Annotated in this window: 17 protein-coding genes and 1 pseudogene; 14 read left to right on the forward strand and 4 right to left on the reverse strand. The window is 65.2% G+C overall.

The window, feature by feature from the left end; translation table 11 throughout:
* The first annotated feature begins 293 nt into the window (after positions 1-293).
* The 8 genes from EKK97_RS16795 (at position 294) to EKK97_RS16825 (ending at position 8,670) form a co-directional block, all read left to right on the forward strand.
* On the forward strand, positions 294-1,358 hold the full coding sequence (locus tag EKK97_RS16795; RefSeq protein WP_159553597.1) for a phosphotransferase: 1,065 nt from the start codon (positions 294-296) through the stop codon (positions 1,356-1,358).
* A complete protein-coding gene (locus tag EKK97_RS16800) occupies positions 1,355-2,698 on the forward strand; it encodes an aspartate aminotransferase family protein (protein WP_159553599.1) in 1,344 nt (447 codons plus the stop codon). Before EKK97_RS16795 ends, EKK97_RS16800 begins: the two co-directional genes overlap by 4 nt.
* Before the next feature lie 28 nt (positions 2,699-2,726).
* On the forward strand, positions 2,727-3,230 hold the full coding sequence (locus tag EKK97_RS16805; protein ID WP_159553601.1) for an Lrp/AsnC family transcriptional regulator: 504 nt from the start codon (positions 2,727-2,729) through the stop codon (positions 3,228-3,230).
* 312 nt (positions 3,231-3,542) lie between these two features.
* Complete coding sequence (locus tag EKK97_RS16810) at positions 3,543-4,919, forward strand: aspartate aminotransferase family protein (protein WP_159553603.1); 1,377 nt, start codon at positions 3,543-3,545, stop codon at positions 4,917-4,919.
* A gap of 86 nt (positions 4,920-5,005) precedes the next feature.
* The gene (locus tag EKK97_RS26270) at positions 5,006-5,128 is read left to right on the forward strand and encodes an AsnC family transcriptional regulator (RefSeq protein ID WP_236551263.1); all 123 of its coding nucleotides are present in this window, start codon (positions 5,006-5,008) and stop codon (positions 5,126-5,128) included.
* A gap of 149 nt (positions 5,129-5,277) precedes the next feature.
* Positions 5,278-5,499: an Lrp/AsnC family transcriptional regulator gene (locus tag EKK97_RS26275; protein ID WP_479688643.1), complete on the forward strand. Its 222-nt coding sequence runs from the start codon at positions 5,278-5,280 to the stop codon at positions 5,497-5,499.
* A gap of 217 nt (positions 5,500-5,716) precedes the next feature.
* Entirely contained in the window at positions 5,717-7,198 is a 1,482-nt protein-coding gene (locus EKK97_RS16820; protein WP_159553605.1) for an NAD-dependent succinate-semialdehyde dehydrogenase, read from the forward strand.
* A gap of 146 nt (positions 7,199-7,344) precedes the next feature.
* On the forward strand, positions 7,345-8,670 hold the full coding sequence (locus tag EKK97_RS16825; RefSeq protein WP_159553607.1) for an NAD(P)/FAD-dependent oxidoreductase: 1,326 nt from the start codon (positions 7,345-7,347) through the stop codon (positions 8,668-8,670).
* Between the two features lie 26 nt (positions 8,671-8,696).
* On the opposite strand, the gene EKK97_RS16830 is transcribed toward EKK97_RS16825, so the two are convergent.
* Together EKK97_RS16830 and EKK97_RS16835 are read right to left on the reverse strand one after the other, a co-directional pair.
* Positions 8,697-10,016 carry an erythromycin esterase family protein gene (locus EKK97_RS16830; RefSeq protein WP_159553609.1) on the reverse strand — a complete coding sequence of 440 codons (1,320 nt, stop codon included), beginning with the start codon at positions 10,014-10,016 and terminating at the stop codon, positions 8,697-8,699.
* A 115-nt stretch (positions 10,017-10,131) separates the two neighbouring features.
* Positions 10,132-10,805: pseudogene (locus EKK97_RS16835) on the reverse strand (zinc metallopeptidase).
* A gap of 186 nt (positions 10,806-10,991) precedes the next feature.
* On the opposite strand from EKK97_RS16835, the gene hemP reads away from it, so the two are divergent.
* The 6 genes from hemP (at position 10,992) to EKK97_RS16865 (ending at position 17,013) form a co-directional block, all read left to right on the forward strand.
* Positions 10,992-11,156, forward strand: coding sequence for a hemin uptake protein HemP (gene hemP, locus EKK97_RS16840; protein ID WP_159553611.1), 165 nt, complete (start codon positions 10,992-10,994; stop codon positions 11,154-11,156).
* An 87-nt stretch (positions 11,157-11,243) separates the two neighbouring features.
* Positions 11,244-13,238 (forward strand): TonB-dependent receptor domain-containing protein, encoded by a 1,995-nt coding sequence (locus EKK97_RS16845; RefSeq protein WP_159553613.1) that lies wholly within the window; start codon positions 11,244-11,246, stop codon positions 13,236-13,238.
* Between the two features lie 13 nt (positions 13,239-13,251).
* On the forward strand, positions 13,252-14,310 hold the full coding sequence (locus EKK97_RS16850; RefSeq protein ID WP_159553615.1) for a ChuX/HutX family heme-like substrate-binding protein: 1,059 nt from the start codon (positions 13,252-13,254) through the stop codon (positions 14,308-14,310).
* Positions 14,307-15,203: a heme/hemin ABC transporter substrate-binding protein gene (locus EKK97_RS16855; RefSeq protein ID WP_159553617.1), complete on the forward strand. Its 897-nt coding sequence runs from the start codon at positions 14,307-14,309 to the stop codon at positions 15,201-15,203. The genes EKK97_RS16850 and EKK97_RS16855 overlap by 4 nt, the downstream gene beginning before the upstream one ends.
* Positions 15,200-16,258, forward strand: a complete 1,059-nt coding sequence (locus EKK97_RS16860; protein WP_159553619.1) for a FecCD family ABC transporter permease — start codon at positions 15,200-15,202, stop codon at positions 16,256-16,258. The genes EKK97_RS16855 and EKK97_RS16860 overlap by 4 nt, the downstream gene beginning before the upstream one ends.
* Positions 16,252-17,013 carry an ATP-binding cassette domain-containing protein gene (locus EKK97_RS16865; protein WP_159553621.1) on the forward strand — a complete coding sequence of 254 codons (762 nt, stop codon included), beginning with the start codon at positions 16,252-16,254 and terminating at the stop codon, positions 17,011-17,013. Before EKK97_RS16860 ends, EKK97_RS16865 begins: the two co-directional genes overlap by 7 nt.
* 73 nt (positions 17,014-17,086) lie before the next feature.
* On the opposite strand, the gene EKK97_RS16870 is transcribed toward EKK97_RS16865, so the two are convergent.
* Positions 17,087-17,575, reverse strand: coding sequence for a 20S proteasome subunit A/B (locus EKK97_RS16870; protein ID WP_159553623.1), 489 nt, complete (start codon positions 17,573-17,575; stop codon positions 17,087-17,089).
* Positions 17,576-17,756: 181 nt separating this feature from the next.
* Positions 17,757-18,839, reverse strand: coding sequence for an App1 family protein (locus EKK97_RS16875; RefSeq protein WP_159553625.1), 1,083 nt, complete (start codon positions 18,837-18,839; stop codon positions 17,757-17,759).
* Positions 18,840-18,974 lie beyond the last annotated feature (135 nt).

An 18,974-nucleotide genomic window follows, 5' to 3' on the forward strand; every position in this document is an offset into this window, starting at 1 on the left:
TTCCGAGCACCGCGCAACGCAGCGATTCGCTCGCGTAGGCATTTGTGCAGCGCTTCCTTAGACCCCGCCGCAGAAAATGTCACACATGATTCGGATCGAAAAGGAAACTGCTCGAGTCTTGCGGCAATTAAGCATCGCCTTGGATCCGACCGCCATAAACTTGTCAGTGCTTACACACCGACACGGGCCCAGGCACTCGAATACGCGTTCGGGCTGACCGGAATACTCCAACCTCCCGACTTGCTTGAATCCGGATGCCTGCCCCATACCACCACGATGAAACGAGGTATGTGATGGTGGAGAATCTTGCGATTGCAACAGCGGCGCTGAGCACGGCGGTGCCCAATCTTGCCCCGGACGAGGTGAAAGCCCTGGTCTGTCGTCTCTACGGTATCACCGGCAGCGTCAAATCACTGGCGGGCGAGCGTGACCAGAATTGTCGCATCGAGACCGCAGACGGCAGGCGTTACGTCTTCAAGATCAGCAATCCATCCGAACCGGCTTCGGTCATCGATTTTCAGATCGCCGCACTCGACCACATCGCCCGTATAGCGCCGGACCAGCCGGTGCCCCGCGTGGTACGAACACTCGATGGGCGGTCGCGTGACACGGTGACCCTTCCCGACGGGGTCGAGACCACCGTGCGGATGCTGACCTATCTCGACGGCGTCCAGATACGCGAGACACCTCGGACCGCTACGCAGCGCCAGGCCATGGGGACCATGCTCGCCGAATTGAACCTCGCGCTGCGTGATTTCTCGCACCCTGGGGCAACGCATGACCTGCTGTGGAACGTCGCCACCGCGCACCGGCTGGCCGACAAGCTCGAGGCCATCGTGGACGCCCCGCGTCGTGCGCTCGCCGAGTCGTTCATGACGCGTTTCACCGACCATGTGCTGCCCCGCCTTGCCTCGGTGCGGGCTCAGGTCATCCACAACGATTTTCACCTCTACAACGTGCTGGTCACACCCGACGATCATGAGCGCATCGTAGGGATCATCGACTTCGGCGACATGCTGCATGCGCCACTGGTCGGCGAGGTCGCGACGGCAGCAGCCTTCCACACCACGGGCAATGCCGACCCGTTCGCGGGGCCGGCGCAGTTCGTCGGGGCCTATCACGCGACGTTGCCGCTTACCGACATCGAGCAGGAGATCGTTGCCGATCTCATGGCGACACGCCACCTCATCACCGTATTGATTTCGGAATGGCGTGCCAAGCGCTACCCCGAGAACCGCGACTACATCATGCGCCACAATCCTGCGTCCTGGGCGGCGCTGGCCATGATGAACGCTCTTTCCCGCGATGAAGCGCGCGACCGCTTGCTGACCGAAGTGCGAAAAGGAGAAAGCCGATGAAAAGCACCACCGACCTCAACATGGTCAACGCCTATATCCCCGGGCGCGTCGACGTGGGCCCCGTCACCGCGGCGATGATCGAGCGGCGCGACGCCTTGCTCGGTCCGGCCTATCGGCTGATGTACGAACATCCGCTGCATATCGTGCGCGGCGAAGGCGTGTGGCTGATCGATCCGGATGGCCGCCGCTACCTCGACATCTACAACAACGTCGCCTCGCTCGGGCACTGCCACCCGGCGGTGACCGAGGCGATCTGCCAGCAAGTCAAGGTCCTCGCGACCAACACCCGCTATCTTCACGACACGATTCTCGAACTGGCCGAACGCCTGCTCGCCACCGTGCCCGAGACCGAACTTGCCCATCTCATGCTGACCTGCACCGGCAGCGAAGCGAACGATGTCGCCTATCGCATCGCCCAGGTCCGTACCGGCGGCACCGGTGTGATCGTGACCGAAACCGCCTACCATGGCTTCACCGATGCGGTGTCGAAATTCTCACCATCGCTCGGTACAACAGTCGATCTCGGCGCTCACGTGCGCACGGTCCCTGCACCGTGCTTCTATCATGCCGAAGGGGCCGATCTCGGCGAGCGCTTCACCCGCGACGTCGAGGCGGCGATCGCCGACCTGAAGCGCCATGGCATCAAGCCAGCGATGCTCCTGGTCGACTCCGTCTTCACCAGCGACGGCATCCTCCCCGAGCCTGCGGGCTTCCTGAAGGGCGCGGTCGAGGCGATCAAGCGCGCCGGCGGCCTGTTCATCGCCGACGAAGTGCAACCCGGCTTCGGCCGCACGGGTGAGCATATGTGGGGCTTCCAGCGTCACGGCATCTCTCCGGACATCGTCACCATGGGCAAGCCGATGGGCAACGGACAGCCCATCGCAGGGCTGTTGGCCACCGCCGATGCGCTGGCGGACTTCGGCAAAAAATCCCGCTACTTCAACACCTTTGCCGGCAACACCGTGTCCTGTGCGGCAGCGCTGGCGGTGCTGGATACGATCGAAAAGGAAGGCCTGATACAGCATGCCGCCAGGGTCGGGAAACTACTGCGCGACGGCATCGCCGAGCTTGCCAGCCGGCACGAGGCCATCGGTAACGTACGCGGCGTGGGCATGTTCGTCGGCGTGGAACTCGTCTCGAACCGTGCAACGCGCACACCCGACCGCGAGTTCACCACCCGGGTCGTCAATCGCATGCGCGACAAGGGCGTGCTGCTGAGCGCCTGCGCAATGGGCCATAATGTGCTCAAGATTCGACCGCCGTTGGTACTGTCAGCGGAACAGGCCGGGATAGTGATCGAAGTGCTCGACGAAGCGCTGGGCTTCGTGGCACAAGCATAGTAACCGGCGGCCTCGAAGGTAATCGACCATGCGATCTGCAGCCTCCCTCGATCAGTTCGACATGAAGATTCTCGTGCATCTTCAGCGCGAGGGACGCTGCTCGAATGTCGACCTGTCCGCGGCCGTCGGCCTCAGCGAGAGCCCATGCCTCGCCCGTACCAAGCGACTGCAGGAGACCGGCGTCATCCGGGGCTACGGCGCGGACGTCGCGCTGGAGAAGTTGGGCAGCCACGTCATCGTGTTTTCCGAGGTGACCATCAGCAACCACCGGCCGCACGACTTCCGCAAGTTCGAAACCGGGGCCGGCAAGTACGACGAGATCGTCGAATGCTATAACGTCAGCGGTGGCTACGATTACCTCTTGAAAATCGTGGCGCCGGATATCGCCCATTTCCAGGCGCTCATGGAGCGGCTGTTGGAAGACGACATCGGCATCGAGAAATTCTCCAGCCGGGTCGTATTGCGCCGACCACTCGAGCAACGTGGGTATCCACTGACCGTGATCGCAACCGGCAAGCCAAGCTGGGCATGACGTGACGCGGCAACGAGGGGCTCGATCGTGCGGCGCGTGTGCCGCCGAGCGAAGTGCATGAAGCAACGAGCGGCAGCGGCTCAATGGCGGCGATAGAGCGGTGCCGACAGTATCTTCCGAAACAGTGACGATTACGAAACTATCGGTTCTGGCGAAGCGAATAGTCGCAATAAAACGTTGCGGCCGGGTGACTATCATGGTCGTGGGTGCATCGTGTCAACCGCCGAGGATAACTGGCAGGCCGACACCCGCGCTAAATCGGCGCGGCTCGCACCAGGCCCAACGTTCATTAGCATTTCGGCGGACAGACCCATGCACACAGATAATCTCGTCACCCTGGATCGCGGCCACCTCGTCCATCCGGTCGTCAACTACCGCTCTCATGAACAGCGCGGCGTCACGGTACTCACGGCGGGGCGCGGTGCCTACCTGCAGGACAGCAGCGGCCGCGAGCTCCTCGACGCCTTTTCCGGCCTCTGGTGCGTCAACACCGGCTATGGCCATGAGAGCATCGTGAGTGCGGCCGAGGAGCAGATGCGCCGGCTGCCCTACGCTACCGGCTACTTCCATTTCGGCTCCGAACCAGCCATCCGCCTGGCCGCCAAATTGGTGGAATTGACCCCGGCATCGCTGCAGCGCGTCTATTTCACCATGGGCGGCTCCGACGCGGTGGACTCGGCGATCCGCTTCATCGTCAACTACTGGAACGCTCAGGGGAAAAGTGAGAAGAAGCACTTCATTACTCTCGAGCGCGGCTATCATGGATCCTCGTCCCAGGGCGCGGGGCTGACCGCCCTGCCGGTGTTCCATCGCAACTTCGATCTGCCGCTGCCCAATCAGCATCGCATTCCTTCGCCCTACCCTTACCGCAACCCGCTCGGTTCGGATCCCGCCGCCATCATCGAGGCCTCCGTGGCGGCACTACGAGGCAAGGTGCGCGAACTCGGCACCGACCGCGTCGCGGCCTTCTTCTGCGAACCCATTCAGGGCTCCGGCGGCGTAATCGTACCGCCCAAGGGCTGGCTGAAGGCCATGCAGGAGTGCTGCCAGGAGCTGGGCATTCTGTTCGTGGTCGACGAGGTGATCACCGGCTTCGGTCGCACGGGGCCGATGTTCGCCTGTGAGGCCGAAGGTGTCACGCCGGACCTGATGACCCTGGCCAAGGGTTTGACCGCTGGCTATGCCCCCATGGGGGCCGTGATGATGAGTGAAGCCGTCTATCAGGGCATCGCCGAAGGCGGTGGTGCGGAATTCCCGATCGGACACGGCCATACCTACTCCGCTCATCCCGTAAGTGCCGCCGTCGCCCTGGAGGTGCTGCGCCTGTATGAGGATGGCCTGCTGCAGAACGGCATCGCCCTGGCACCGCGTTTCGAAGCAGGCCTGCGCTCCATGCTCGCTCATCCCCTTGTCGGCGATGCTCGCAGTCGCGGCTTCCTTGGCGCCCTCGAACTGGTTGCCGACAAGCAGAGCAAAGAGCGCTTCGACCCCTCATTAAAATTGGCCGATCGTCTCTTCGAAGCTGCCTATGGCAACGGCATCATCCTGCGGGCTTTCGCCGATAACGTTCTTGGCTTTGCTCCCGCACTTTGCTATACAAGTAATGACTTCGATTTACTGTTCGAGCGCCTCGAACGCACCCTGAATGCAGTGCTCGACCAACCCGAAGTACGCCAGGCCCTGCGCTGACAGTCGCATGCGACGCACGCAGGTAATGGTGCGTCGCATTTTTCTGTCATTGCCGGACCGACAGACCGAACCCACCGGAGCCTTGGATGATCGGCGCACCCAAACTGGACCGCCTCGACATACGCATTCTGAGCCATTTGCAGCGTAACGGCCGTATCTCCAATGTCGCTTTGGCAGACGCCGTCGGACTCTCCCCAGTCCCTGCCTGACTCGTGTCAAACGCCTGGAAAAAGCCGGTTATATCATCGACTATGGCGCGCACCTGCAGCTCGAGAAGCTTGGCAGTATTCAGCGGGTCTTTACCCAGCTAACGCTCTCCGATCACCGCCTCGAAGACTTCGCACGCTTCGAGGCCTATATACGCAAAGTGGATGAAGTTCTCGAGTGTCATCTGGTGAGCGGTGGCTTCGACTACCAATTGACCTTTCTTACCCGCAATGTCGTCCATTACCAAAGTGTCATGGAGGATCTGCTCGAGCAGAATATCGGTATCGACAAGTACTTCAGCTATATTGTGATCAAGTCGCCCGTCGTGAAAAAATACTATCCAATTGAAAAACTGATCAGCGATCACGACTGACCCCTTCCGACTGGCCTCTCCTCCTTACCCTCACGGCATAAGCTTCCGTGAGCTCCCTCGAAAACGCCCGAATCTGCGATTGCAGGACCTCATTACGAAAGCCTCCGCCGGGACGGGGCGCCTAATATAGGGTCAATGCAGCAGCCGACATCATATCGGGGCAAGGCCCTTTGGCTGCTCTGGCTTCGACACCCATTACACCAACGAGGCAGCAGCCATGGCCCTGAATCTCGATCGTCCCGATCTTGTACGCTCCGACAACTTCATCGACGGACAGTGGCAACCAGGTGCCACCGGCGAACACTACGCCGTCGACGACCCGGCAACCGGTGAAACCCTCATCAGCGTCGCCGACAGCACCGCCGCCGATGCACAGGCTGCCACCGTTGCAGCGCACCGCGCATTCGACAGCTGGCGTCAGCAACCGGCAGCGGTGCGTGCGCAGATCATCAAACGCTGGTACGCCCTGATCGTGAAACATACCGAGGATCTCGCCCGCCTGATCTCCCGTGAGCAGGGCAAGCCCTTGGCGGAAGCGCGCGGCGAAGTGGCGTACGGCGCCTCCTACGTGGACTGGTTCGCGGCGGAAGCGGTGCGCAGCTACGGCGACATCATCCCCGCACCGGTGGGCAGCAAGAGAATGCTGGTGACCAAGGAGCCGGTCGGCGTGGTGGCGGCAATCACGCCCTGGAACTTCCCGCTGGCGATGATCGCCCGCAAGATCGCACCGGCCCTCGCCGCCGGCTGCACCGTGGTCGCCAAGCCGGCCGAGGACACGCCGCTGACCGCGCTGGCACTGGTCGCGCTGGCGGAGGAGGCCGGGCTCCCTGCCGGCGTGCTGAACATCGTCACCTCCTCGCGCGAGCGTGTCGGCGATGTCGTGGGCGCCTGGCTGAGCGATTCCCGGGTGCGCAAGATCACCTTCACCGGCTCGACGGCGGTCGGCAAGTTGCTGGCCCGCGATTCGGCCGCCACGCTCAAGCGCTTGTCGCTCGAACTCGGTGGCAATGCCCCATTCATCGTGTTCGAGGATGCCGATCTCGATGCAGCGGTCGAGGGCTTGATGGCCGCCAAGTTCCGCAATGGCGGCCAAACCTGCGTCAGCCCGAATCGTGTCTACGTCCAGGCGTCGGTCTATGAGGCCTTCGCCGACAAGCTGGTGGCCCGTGTCCAGTCGTTGCGCGTCGGTCCCGGCGACCGCGCAGAAAGCCAGATCGGCCCGATGATCAACGCCCGCGCCGTCGACAAGATCGAACGTCACGTGCAGGATGCCCTGGCCAGAGGCGCCACGCTGCTCACTGGGGGGCAGCGCCTGAGCGGCGGCGTCACCAGCGGGCCCAATTACTACGCTCCCACCGTGCTCGGCGACGCCAACCACGACATGGAGCTGGCCCAGGACGAGACATTCGGTCCGGTGGTGCCCCTGTTCCGCTTCGCCGATGAAGAAGAGGTGGTGACTGCGGCCAACGATACGCCCTACGGCCTGGCCGCCTATTTCTTCTCCCGCGATGTGGAGCGCATCTGGCGCCTCGCCGAGCGTCTGCAAACCGGCCTCGTCGGTATCAACGAAGGCGCGCTCGCCGCCGAATCGGCTCCCTTCGGCGGCATCAAGGAGTCGGGCTACGGTCGCGAAGGCTCACGCTACGGCCTCGACGACTACATGGCAACCAAATACCTGTGCCAGGGCAACCTCGCCTGAAGCGTCGCGGCCCGGTCGTTCTTTCGGCGAACAGCAGAGTTGAACGGACGAATCGAGCATTGTCGCAGCCTACCGCTTTGGCGGCGCAGGCCATATCAGCACGCTGAAGCGGTATAACCACAGATAGCCAGGCCAGGAGAAGCCACATGCCGGCTCCATTGTTAGCGATTCCATCCACGCCGGACCTGCCGGAGCGCGCCGATGCCGTGGTCATTGGCGGCGGCATCATCGGCGTATGCGCCGCCTACTACCTGGCCCGCCAGGGCGTGAGTGTGGCGCTGCTCGAAAAGGGCCGCATCGGCGCCGAACAGTCCAGCCGCAACTGGGGCTGGTGCCGCCAGCAGAACCGTGACGCGCGCGAGCTGCCACTGTCGACCAAGAGCCTCGAGCTTTGGGAAGAGATCACCGCCGACCTCGGCGAGGACCTCGGTTTCCGCCGCTGCGGGCTGTTCTATCTGTCGGACAGCCAAGCCGAGCTGGATGGCTGGGCCAGATGGCGCGACTTTGCCATCACCCAGGGGGTCACGACCCATATGCTGAGCGCCGCCGAAGCCACCGAGCGCGGCGCGATGACCGGCAAATCCTGGCTGGGGGGAGTGTTTTCGCCCACGGACGGCATCGCCGATCCATCGCGGGCGGCACCGCTGATCGCCAAGGGCGTCATCAAGCACGGCGGATCGATTCATCAGTTCTGTGCGGCGCGTGGGATCGAAACCGAGGCCGGACGCGTGTCGGGGGTGATCACCGAGAAGGGCGTGATCAAGACGTCACAGGTGGTGATGGCCGGCGGCGCCTGGGCCTCCTCCTTCTGCCGCCAGCTCGGTATCCGTTTTCCGCAGGCCTCGGTGCGCTCATCCATTCTCTCGGTCATGCCAGGCGCCAAGGGCCTGCCCGATGCGCTGCACACGGCAGAGGTAACGGTTACCCGACGGGGAGACGGCGGCTATACGCTTGCCACCTCGGGTCGCGCCTGCCTGGACCTGACACCGCAGCAGTTCCGCTTTTCCACGCATTTCCTGCCGATGTTCGCCAAGCGCTGGCAACTGCTCTCCCCCGGCGACCTGCAGGGCTGGCAATCCGGTCATGAGACGCGCAGGAAATGGGCGCTCGACCGGCCCACGCCGATGGAGCGGGTGCGCATTCTCGATCCGCGCCCATCGGAACGAATCCTGAGGGAGACCCTGACCCGTGCGCGCCTGCTGTTGCCCGCCCTGGGCAGTGTGCCCGTTCAGGCCGGCTGGGCCGGCTACATCGACAGCACCCCCGACGGCGTGCCAGTCATCGACCAGCCGGAGAACCTGCCCGGCTTCCTGCTGGCAGCCGGCTTTTCCGGTCACGGCTTCGGCGTCGGCCCGGGGGCCGGACGCCTGATCGCGGAAATGGTCACGGGCAAGACACCCTTCGTCGAGCATCGCCAGTACCGGCTGGCTCGTCTGAACAAGGGCGCCTGGGGCAAGGTATCGGAGTTTTGAAGGCAGGCCGGTTCCATCCCTGAGTGTCACACGCCGAAGGGATAAGTATCCGGCACCTCCTCGGGCCGCCACATCTCGCCCTTGTCGAACGGTTCCACGGCGAGGGTCTCGTCGAGGTGGAAAACGGCGTCGAACTGCTCGGCCACCGAGGCCTTGAAGTAGTGGCTGATGCGCTCCGACTCGGGGCGATAGATCACGCCGATGGCACGCTCCCACAGCGGCTCCCTCAAGGGCGCGGCACGCTCGCCCAGAGGTAGGTAGAAGTCGCCGGGGCCGCTGTCGTGGAACAGCCGCTCGACGCTGCCCTCCATCGCGGGGCGCACCTTGCGATGCTCCACTGGGCCGCCCCAGTCGCGGGCCGCCGAGACGAAACCGGTATGGGTGGTGAAGCCCACCAGCAGCGCCTGGTCGGCACCGAAGCGATGGCGCACCAGCTGGCCGACGTTGTGCTGGCCGCGATGCCAGCCCATGTCGGTGAACGCGGCATCGCCCAGGTGGGAATTGTGCGCCCACACCACCACCTTGCCCCGTCCGCCCTGGCGACGCAGATGTTCGCGCAGCTCGGCAAGGGTATCGGTCATGTGCTCGTCGCGCAGGTTCCAGGTATCCACCCGTGAGCCGAACATGGCCCGATAGTAGTGCTCCGCACTGACCACCACACGGGCATTCTGCTCGGCGTAGAACTGCTCGTCCCGCGAGCGCCGGTCATCTTCGCGCAGGTAGCCGGTCGACTTCTCGAGCAGATCGGCAAGCAAGCGAACGGCGGCATCCTCGCAGATACGGCTGAGTCCGAAGGCGGCATCGTGGCCGTAACGTACCGGATCGCCGCCATGGTCGAGGCAGCCGTAGCCCTCACGGGCGATACGCGCCTGCTCCGGATCGATGCCATCGAGGTACTCGATCACCGCTTCCGCCGAGCGGTGCAGACTGTAAACGTCGAGGCCATGAAAGCCCACCTGAGCAGCTTCGTCCCGCCCGGCGTTGTGCTCCTCGAGCCAGCCGATGAAGTCACGCACCTCGGTATTGCGCCACATCCATTGCGGAAAACGCCGGAAGTCGTCGAACGCGCTCTTGAGTGTGTCGCCGCCCTCGCCGCGCACGTAGCGGTTGAGCCGCAGCGCATCGGGCCAGTCGGCTTCGACGAGCACCGCCTCGAAGCCCTTCTCGCGAATCAAGCGCCGAGTGATCTCGGCACGCATGCGGTAGAACTCGGCGGTGCCGTGGGAGGCCTCGCCGAGCAGCACCAGTGAGCGCTCACCAACCTCCTTAAGCAGGCGGTCGTAGTCGCTGCTCCGACCGGCGAGCGGTAAGGCATTGTCGCGCACGAAGTCCTGGGGAGTCGTCATGATCGCACCTCCTCCATGAAGGCTGATGACTATGCCTAGAACTCTAGAAACCGCTCCCGCTTACGCTCAAGGTTTGGATGGGTCAGGATTTGGAAGGGCCAGGATTTTGGAAGGGTCAGCGCCGTAGGATCACCAGCCAGCGCCCCAGGTTCAACACACTCGCCAGGGAGGCAGCCACATAGGTGAAGGCACAGGCGGTCAGCACGTGGCGGGCGCCGGGCATGTCGTAGGGCGGCACGTATTCGCGCAGCAGCGGCAGGGCGCGATTGAAGCTGGCGTCGAACTCCACCGGCAGGGTCACCAGGTGCACCAATGCCGCAGTGCCGAAGCTGATTATCGCCGCTGCAATCACGATGGCCAGTCCCCCGGCAGGCGGGTCAGGATGAACAGGAAGGGAGCGGCCATCATCAACAGCGCGCCGAGCTTCTCGGCCCGCTGCGCCACGCCCACCATACGCGCCCTGGCGATCAGCGGGGCATATCCCTCATGGTGCTGGATGGCGTGGCCTACCTCGTGGGCGGCCACGGTGACCGCCGTCAGCGAGCGTCCTTCGTAGTGCTCGCGGGAGAGCCGCACCCGGCGGGCCTCCGGGTCGTAATGATCGCCTTGTTCGGTCATCTCCACCTTGACCCCTTCGATGCCCAGGCGGCGCAGCAGATGGTCGGCCAGTTCGGCGCCGGTACCGGGGTAGTCGTCGCGCCCGCGGGAATGACGCGACAAAACCCACTTGGCCCAGGCATTAGGCAACACGAAGATGGCCAGCAGAAAGGCAATCAGCAGCACGATCATGGCGTTTCGGGTCTCGTTTCAGCGTCTTGAATTTGGACCAAGCCTAACCTTTTCGCGTTCATGCGTCGCCCCAGGACTTGGCGGCGGGACTTGACGCCAGCCACACCACAAACAATAATTATTCGCGTTTGAGACAATAACCCATTCAGGCCAACCACCATGTGCGCAACCTCCCCCGACCCGATCATGACGCGCGCGCAGGCCGCCACGCCGCAGGAGCGCCCGGGCAAGCCCGGCATCGTCGAAAGCAGCGCGCTGCTCGGCGAACAGGGCCAGTTGATCATCGAGCACCGCGGCAAGCGTTATCAGCTGCGCGAAACGCGTAACGGCAAGTTGATACTGACCTCATAAACCCGACGACGAAAAGAACGCCAGCCAGGTAGCCCACGCCACCCAGCCAGCCGCTCATCGCCTGATACGACAAGGAACTTCAGGAACATGAAGCGAGCTACGAGCCATACCGGCACCCTGGCGCTACTGCTGGTGTCACCGCTGGGCCTGGCCCAGACGCCTGCCGACCCGCCCACCGCAACACCTGAGTTGGCGCCATTGGTCGTCACCGGCACACGCACCCCCACCGACACTTTTTTCGCTCCGCTGATCGTCGACGTGATCGACCGGCACGACCCCACGCTTGGCACCGCCTCGCGCATCGAGGACATTCTCGCCAATCAGCCCGGCCTGCACGTGACTGGCCAGGGGAGACGCAACGGCCAGACCCTGAGCCTGCGCGGTTTCGACAAGAACGGCGTGCTGGTACGCCTCGACGGCGTGCGCCAGGACATCAACACCGGCCACCTCGGCAACTTCTTCCTCGATCCGGCACTGCTGCGCGAAGTACAGATCGCCCGCGGTGCCCTGTCGAGTCTTTACGGCAGCAACGCCATGGGCGGGGTGATCAGCTTCGAAACGGTGGATGCCGAAGATCTGCTGCGCCCGGGTGAAAGCCGTGGCGCCCGGCTCTCGCTGCGTGGCGCCACCGCCAGCGACGAGCTCGGCGCCACGCTGAGCCTGTTCGGCAAGCGCGACCTCGCCGACGGCAGCAGCCTCGACGGCTTGCTCGCCCTGGGTCGCAGCGAATCCGGTGACATCCGCCGTGCCGGCGGCCAAACCACGCCGGAGGATGCCAGCCTCAATAGCCTGCTAGCCAAGGGCGGCTGGCAGCTCAACGACTCTCATCGCCTGTTCGCCAGCTGGCAGCACTACGCCGAAGACGCCGCCCAGCCACCCAACCCTCAACAGTTGGTGCTCGAGGGCGAGCTGCGCGACCGCGATACCACCAGCGACAACCTGCAACTGGGACATCGCTGGACGCCAGCACCCGCCACCCAACTCGATAGCCGCCTGACCCTGAGCCGACAGCAGATCGAGGAGCCCGGCGCCGAGCGCACGCTCGAGCGCCTGGGCGTGCAGAGCGACGGTTACCACCGCCTGGAGCACGGCTGGCTGTCGCAGACGCTGGCCTTCGGCGCCGAGGCGAGCCGCGCCACCCAGCGCCCGGGCGGTACGGCCTCGGGCTTCCCCGAGGCGGACATCGACAGCGTCGCCCTCTACCTCGACGACACCCTGACGGTGGGCCGCCATCTCGACCAGGGCGGCATCGGCGAGTTCGACCTCGGCCTCGGCGCCCGTCATGACAGCTACCGCGCCGAGGACAGCCAAGGCCGCGAGAGCGACAGGAGCCGCCTCTCTCCGCGTCTGCGCCTGGCCTGGCACCCCAGCAGCAACCTGATGCTCTACACCGGTTATGCCGAAGCCTTCCGCGCTCCCACCCTCTCCGAACTCTATGCCGACGAGCGTCACTTCGGCGGCTTCTGCATGGGCCCCTTCGTTTGCGTGCCCGATAACTTCTGGGTGCCCAACCCCGACCTGAAGCCGGAAACCAGCAAGAGCTGGGAGAGCGGCCTGGCCTGGCGCTTCGGCGACTGGGGCCTGCGCGCCAGCTACTTCGATACCCGCGCCGAGGACTTCATCGACACCGAGGTCGATCTCTTCGCCGGCACCACCCGGGCCATCAACGTCAGCCGCGCCCGGCTGTGGGGCTATGACGCCCGCCTCGACTGGTCGCCTGCGGGCGGCCCCGTCACGGCCTTCCTCGGCCTGGCCGAAGTGAGCGGTCACGACCGCGACAGCGGCGAGCCGCTGGGCAGCCTGACCTCGCTGGAAGCGCTTACCGGCCTCGATTACCACCTGGCCGGCCCCGACCTGACCCTGGGTTGGCGCGGTCGATTCGCCCGCTCCTTCGACAAACGGGGCGAAGATGAAGCGCTGCCCGGATACGGCTTGCACGACGTGCAGCTCGCCTGGCAGCTCTCGCCGCTGCTTTCCGCTTCGCTCAAGCTGCGCAACGTCGCCGACAAGGAGTGGCATCGCCCCGACGGCAACCTCGGCGACGGTCGCAGCCTGCTCGCCAACGTCAGCCTGCAGTGGTGACAAGGAGAGATCGATGAACGCAACGACCCAGACCCGCCAAGCCATTCTCGAAGCCCTCGACGCCGCCCGCGAGGCCACTCCTCACCTGCCGGCGCTGGACATTGCCCGTCGCCTGGAAATCAGCGAGGGCGAGCTACAGGCCGCCCGTCTCGGACGCGACGTGGTCACCCTGCCGCTGTCGCCTCATGCGCTGGCATCGCGTTTCCATCGACTGGGTGAGGTCAAGGCACTGACCCGCTCGCGCCACGCCGTACTCGAGCAGCACGGGCAATATCCCATACTGCGCGGTTCGGAGCAGGCCGGCCTGCTACTCGCCCCGGGCGGCCTCGACCTGCGCCTGCACCTTGCCCAGTGGCATTGGGCCTGCCTGATTCGCGACCGCCGGCCAAGAGCGGGTGACGACAGCCCGGAGCGCCTGAGCCTGCAGGTCTTCAACCGTCATGGCATTGCTCTGCACAAGGCATTCTCTCTGGCAGAAGAAGCAACTCCGGCATGGCAAGAGCTGGAAGCGCTGGGCATCACCGATGCGCCAGCCTTCACCCAATCCGTCGAACCGCCGCCGCGCGCCCTGCCGACGGTGCCCACCTTGGCCGAGGAGTGGGCACAGATGAGCGACGTGCATCAGTTCTTCGGTCTGCTGAATCGCCACCAGCTACGTCGCCACGAAGCCAACGCGCTGATGGAAGGGCGGTTCACCCGGGCTCTGCGGCCCGAGGCTTGTGGACGAGCGCTGTTCAATGCCGCGGCAAACCACCTGCCGTTGATGCTGTTCGTCGCCAGCCCCGGCTGTGTGCAGATCCGCACCGGACGAATTCCCGCGCCACAGCGCATGCGCGGCTGGCTCAACCTGTTCGCCAAGGATTTCACCCTGCATCTGGACGACGCCAACATCGCCTGCGTGTGGCAGGTGCACAAGCCCAACCGCGACGGTGGTGTCACCAGCCTGGAGGCGTTCGATGCTCAAGGCGGGCTGGTGCTGCAGATCTTCTCCGAACGCCGCGAGGGCCAGCCCGAGCGGAGCGAATGGCGCCAGCTGTTGGACGAACTCGACGCCCGTGAGGCCGCGGCATGAAGCGATGGAGATGCCTGCTCCTCGGCCTAGGAGCCGGCCTGCTACTGGGATACCAGGTGGCACTCGCCGAAGCGCCACGCACCGTGGTGATCGGCAGCGACGTGGCCGAGATCCTCGCCATGCTCGATGCACTCGAGGGAGTGGTGGGACGTGACGACACCAGTCAGTATCCGGAGCGCGTCGCTGCTCTGCCTTCGGTGGGCTACCTGCGGCAACTGGCGGCGGAGGGCATTCTCTCGCTTGCCCCCGAGCGGCTGATCGTTGGTGCCGCCGCCGGCCCACGGGAAGTGCTGGCCCAGCTCGAGGCGGTTGGCGTCGAAGTGGTGCGCATCGAGCAAGGCGCGAACCTTGCAGCACTGCCTGCCAAGATCCGGGCGGTGGCCAGTGCCATCGGTCGCGATGACGCCGGCGATGCCTTGGTGAGCGAGATCGAGGCGAAGTTCGCCACGCTCGAAGCGCAGCGCCAGACGACACAAGGGCCCGGACCGAGCGCCATGTTCCTGCTCAGCCATAGCGGCATGACGCCCATGGCAGCAGGGCGCGACACCGCCGGCCAAGCCGTTATCGAGGCCGCCGGGGCACGCAATGCCTTCGCCAGCTTCAACGGCTACAAGGCGGTGGGCGCGGAAGCCCTGGTGAATGTAGCCCCAGAGGTGGTGATCGCCACTCGCAGCGGGCTCGAGGGCATCGGCGGCGAGGCGCAGCTGTGGCAGCTGCCTGGCTTGGCCATGACGCCGGCAGGACACGCGCGCAACCTGGTCGTATGCGATGATCAGGCGCTGCTCGGTTTCGGCCCGCGCACGCCCACCACGTTGATGGCCCTGCATTCGGCGTTGCGTTCCGCTGTCACGGATACCACCAACGAGGAGGGCTGCTGGAGGGTGACCTCATGAGCCGTGCCGCCGCCCTCCCTCGACGGCGCATCGCCGCAGCGCCAGGCCGGCACGGCGGCGTCTTTCCTCCCGCCCGAGTGCTCCTCGTCCTGAGCCTGGCCGTGCTGGGGGCGCTGCTGGTGGCGGCCATGAGCGGCAGCGCGGGGCTCTCGCCCAGGGTCCTGCTCGGCGAGTGGCCCACCCCGTTGGCCTGGCAGGTATGGTGGCAATTGCGCCTGCCGCGCCTGCTCCTGGCAGCCCTGGTCGGCGCCATGCTGGCCGGCAGCGGCGCAGCCATGCAGGGGCTGTTTCGCAACCCGCTGGCCGACCCCACCCTGCTGGGCCTGGCCAGCGGCGCAGGGCTCGCCGTGGCGCTGTGGATCGTACTGTTCGATGGCGCCGCCGGCAGCTTTGGACTCTATGGTCAATTCCTGGCCGGCTTTCTCGGTGCCTTGGGCGTATGCGTGCTGGTGTTCGCCCTGGGCCAGCGTCAACAAGGCCAGGAGGCCCTTTTCACCTTGCTGCTGGCGGGCCTGGCGATCAATACCCTGGCAGGCGCCATGGGTGGCGTGATGGCCTTCATCGCCAGCGACGAGCAGCTGCGCCAGCTCAGCCTGTGGGGCATGGGCAGTCTCTCCCATGCGCTGTGGAGCGCCACCCTGGGCGCGCTGCTTGGCATTCCGCCGGCACTATGGTGGCTGCTGCGCTGCGCGCGTGGGCTCGATCTGCTGCAGCTCGGCGAGCTGACTGCCCACGCTGCCGGACTCGACGCGCCACGCCTCAAGCGCCGCGTGATACCGGCCACGGCGCTGGGTGTGGGGCTATGCGTGGCATTGGCGGGCATCATCGGCTTTCTCGGCCTGCTGGTACCCCACTGCCTGCGCCTGTGGCTGGGACCGGGGCACCGCCTGCTGCTGCCCGCTTCGATGCTGGGCGGTGCCCTGCTGCTGATCGTGGCGGATACCCTGGCGCGAACTCTGGCAAGCCCGGCGGAGATCCCGGTGGGGCTGCTCACCAGCCTGCTAGGCGGGCCCTACTTCCTGTGGCTGTTGCTCAAGCGGAGAGTCTCATGCTGACCCTGACCGACGCAGGTTTTGCCAAGGCGCCAGCGCTCACGCCGTTCAGCGACTGCCTCGTCCCGGGAGAATTGCTTGCCATCGTCGGCCCCAACGGGGCCGGCAAGAGTACCCTGCTGTCGCTGCTGTCGGGCTATCGCCGCCCGGATGGGGGCAGCGTCTGCCTGGACGGCACACCGCTACATCACTGGGATTCCGCCGCACTGGCCCGGCGCCGCGCCCTGGTGGCGCAGAAGCTCACCTTGGGCTTCGACTGGCCGGTGCGTGAGCTGGTGGCACTGGGCAGCGAGGCGTCGCCGGCCGATGTCGATGATGCGCTGGCCTTGCTCGATCTCCAGGCGTTCGCCGAGCGCGGCGCCCTGAGCCTTTCCGGCGGCGAAGCCCAACGGGTGATGATCGCGCGAGCACTGTGCCAGCTGGGTCTGGGGCACAGCACAGAGGCTTCAGCGGGCCGCGTGCTGCTGCTCGATGAGCCCACCAGCGCGCTGGACATCGGCCAGCAGCAGCGCCTGATGCGTCTGCTGTGCGAACTGGCTGAAACGCAGCGCCTGGCGATAGCCTGCGTGCTGCATGACCTCAACCTGGCGGCGCGCTTCGCCCATCGGGTCTGGTTGCTCGAGCGCGGCCGACGCATCGCCTTCGGCCCACCCAGCGCAGTGCTCAGCCCCGGCTCCGTAGCCCGGGTGTTCGATGCCGAGCTGGAAACCCGGGCAAGCCACGGCGATGGGACACCACTGATGGTACTGACGCGCTGACGCCGCAACTTCCTTCGCCCCCAACGACACAGCCCCGGCCAGTTGGCCGGGGCTGTGCGGGGTCTAGCCGATATTAGGTCGTCGCGGGTTCCGGTTCCGCCTCGACGTCACGCATCATCGTCTCGAAGGGCACTCCGGCCCTGGTCGCAGGCGTGACGGACTGCACCTCGCCGCCGCTGTCATGGTCCCGCGTCTTGGCGTACTCCACCGCCTCGATGGCATTCTTGCCATGATCGATGGCGGCCAGCGCCCACTTCCAGCCGGTGCCGTAGGCAACAGGCCCCTTGACCGGAATGCGCACCAGCTTGTTGAACATCTCGAAGACACCGTCGGGCCCGGCAATGATCATCTCGACCCGCGTCACATGCGGCTTGTCGTTACGTGGCGCCCCGGCGTTGAGCCACTCCATGACCTCCCACCACTCCTGCTGCTCGCCGGCGAAGGCCACCCACTCGCCGTTGTCGAGCTGGAACAGCTTCTGCGCATGGTTGTAGGTCGAGCCGTTGACACTGATCAGCGAATCCGTCGCCAGCGTAGTCCCATCCCATACGATCGTGGTCATGCATGTACCTCTCTAAGACGTGCACGGGCTAAAACGTGGCGGGCCTCAACGAGAAATTAACGAAGCCCCCTTGCGTCAGGCGCAGGGTAGAAGCGAAAAACGCAAGAAATCGACACACAGAATAACGAATTTGTAACCCGTCAAAGCGGTGGAGTAGCGCCTGGAGCAGCGCCAGATCTGACTATGGATGTGACGCCTGACGCACCCGCTCGAGCCCCTCCTCGGCGATCAGCCCCTGAGTGAAGGCGTGCTCGGCCATGGCAAGACTGTCCTCGGCCAGCACCAGATCGCAGCCGGTATGACGAATCTCTTCGCGCAGCGCGTCGATCGCACGCTCGCGCTCGGGCCGGCGCTCCACCCGGCGAATGTAGACCGCCCGGATCCGCTCGGGATATTCGTGCACGATCCGGGCATAGACCTCGGGATCGTGCTGGCCGCTGTCGCCGATCAGCACGCAGGGCAGCTCATCGCGCATCGCCAGCATGTGCTGGATCAGGTCGTACTTGTGGTCTTCCGCGCGACGCGGCCAGGGCTTGCGCCAGGAGATACCCCACTCGCGCAGGAACAGGATCGGCCCGACCGGAATGCGATTGAGCTGGAAGAACTCTTCGAGCATCTCGTAGATGCTCCAGGGCCCGCGCGAGACGTAGAGAATGGGCCTCTTGGCCTTGCCGCTGCTACCGACATGCAGCGCCTGGTAGAGCGCCGCCACGCCGGGAAAGGCCATGCGCTGGTGAGCCTGCTTGACGAACAGGCGATTCAGCATGCGCAGCTTGTTGGCCACGCCGGTGTACATCACCGTGTCGTCGATGTCGCTGATCACCAGCAGGTCGGCCTCGGCCGGGGGGATGTAGACCTCGGTGAACGACTGTACCGGCTCGATGTCCGGCAGCACCACGTGCAGCTCGGCATGATGCCAGGCGCTGTCCCGCGGCAGGGGATGCTCGAGCGGCATGTGCACGTCGAAGTAGCCGTCGCGGTCGGTCGTCACGGTGGTGACGTTCTCTCCCAGCGTCACTTCGACGGTCACCTCGGGGAGCCCGTGGCGAAAGATGCGCCGAACGATGTCGGCAAGGTCGCGCAGCATACCGTAGCGCGGGATCACCTCGCCCAGCGCGGCCTGCCTGAACACCCGCCCCATGAGGAACGCCTCATGACGGGAACCGTAGCCGCGGTAGGGATGCACCACGTAACCGCCACGCCCGCGGTCTTGCCTCATCGGGCGGGCGGCAATGCGCAGAAGACGTCTGACGAATCCCGTCATTCGCCCTCCTGCGATGCGCCAGCTTGCTGTGGGCCCTTCGAACGCTGCGCTATCGGCCGATCCTGGCAGTGCGGCATGTCTCCTCCCTGACACTCGACAGGGCCCGGCAAGCGCCGAGCCCTGTCCCTAGTGTGG

This window comes from Billgrantia tianxiuensis, assembly GCF_009834345.1.
Lineage (GTDB): Bacteria > Pseudomonadota > Gammaproteobacteria > Pseudomonadales > Halomonadaceae > Halomonas > Halomonas tianxiuensis.

Bases quoted from the DNA above. Each gene is read 5' to 3' on its own strand.
- EKK97_RS16800 (WP_159553599.1), top strand. From the start codon at position 1,355: ATGAAAAGCACCACCGACCTCAACATGGTCAACGCCTATATCCCCGGG.
- EKK97_RS16860 (WP_159553619.1), top strand. From the start codon at position 15,200: ATGAGCCGTGCCGCCGCCCTCCCTCGACGGCGCATCGCCGCAGCGCCA.
- EKK97_RS16870 (WP_159553623.1), bottom strand. From the start codon at position 17,575: ATGACCACGATCGTATGGGATGGGACTACGCTGGCGACGGATTCGCTG.
- EKK97_RS16875 (WP_159553625.1), bottom strand. From the start codon at position 18,839: ATGACGGGATTCGTCAGACGTCTTCTGCGCATTGCCGCCCGCCCGATG.
- EKK97_RS16805 (WP_159553601.1), top strand. From the start codon at position 2,727: ATGCGATCTGCAGCCTCCCTCGATCAGTTCGACATGAAGATTCTCGTG.
- EKK97_RS16865 (WP_159553621.1), top strand. From the start codon at position 16,252: ATGCTGACCCTGACCGACGCAGGTTTTGCCAAGGCGCCAGCGCTCACG.
- EKK97_RS16810 (WP_159553603.1), top strand. From the start codon at position 3,543: ATGCACACAGATAATCTCGTCACCCTGGATCGCGGCCACCTCGTCCAT.
- EKK97_RS16820 (WP_159553605.1), top strand. From the start codon at position 5,717: ATGGCCCTGAATCTCGATCGTCCCGATCTTGTACGCTCCGACAACTTC.
- EKK97_RS16825 (WP_159553607.1), top strand. From the start codon at position 7,345: ATGCCGGCTCCATTGTTAGCGATTCCATCCACGCCGGACCTGCCGGAG.
- EKK97_RS16845 (WP_159553613.1), top strand. From the start codon at position 11,244: ATGAAGCGAGCTACGAGCCATACCGGCACCCTGGCGCTACTGCTGGTG.
- EKK97_RS26270 (WP_236551263.1), top strand. From the start codon at position 5,006: ATGATCGGCGCACCCAAACTGGACCGCCTCGACATACGCATTCTGAGC.
- EKK97_RS16795 (WP_159553597.1), top strand. From the start codon at position 294: ATGGTGGAGAATCTTGCGATTGCAACAGCGGCGCTGAGCACGGCGGTG.
- EKK97_RS16830 (WP_159553609.1), bottom strand. From the start codon at position 10,016: ATGACGACTCCCCAGGACTTCGTGCGCGACAATGCCTTACCGCTCGCC.
- hemP (WP_159553611.1), top strand. From the start codon at position 10,992: ATGACGCGCGCGCAGGCCGCCACGCCGCAGGAGCGCCCGGGCAAGCCC.
- EKK97_RS16855 (WP_159553617.1), top strand. From the start codon at position 14,307: ATGAAGCGATGGAGATGCCTGCTCCTCGGCCTAGGAGCCGGCCTGCTA.
- EKK97_RS16850 (WP_159553615.1), top strand. From the start codon at position 13,252: ATGAACGCAACGACCCAGACCCGCCAAGCCATTCTCGAAGCCCTCGAC.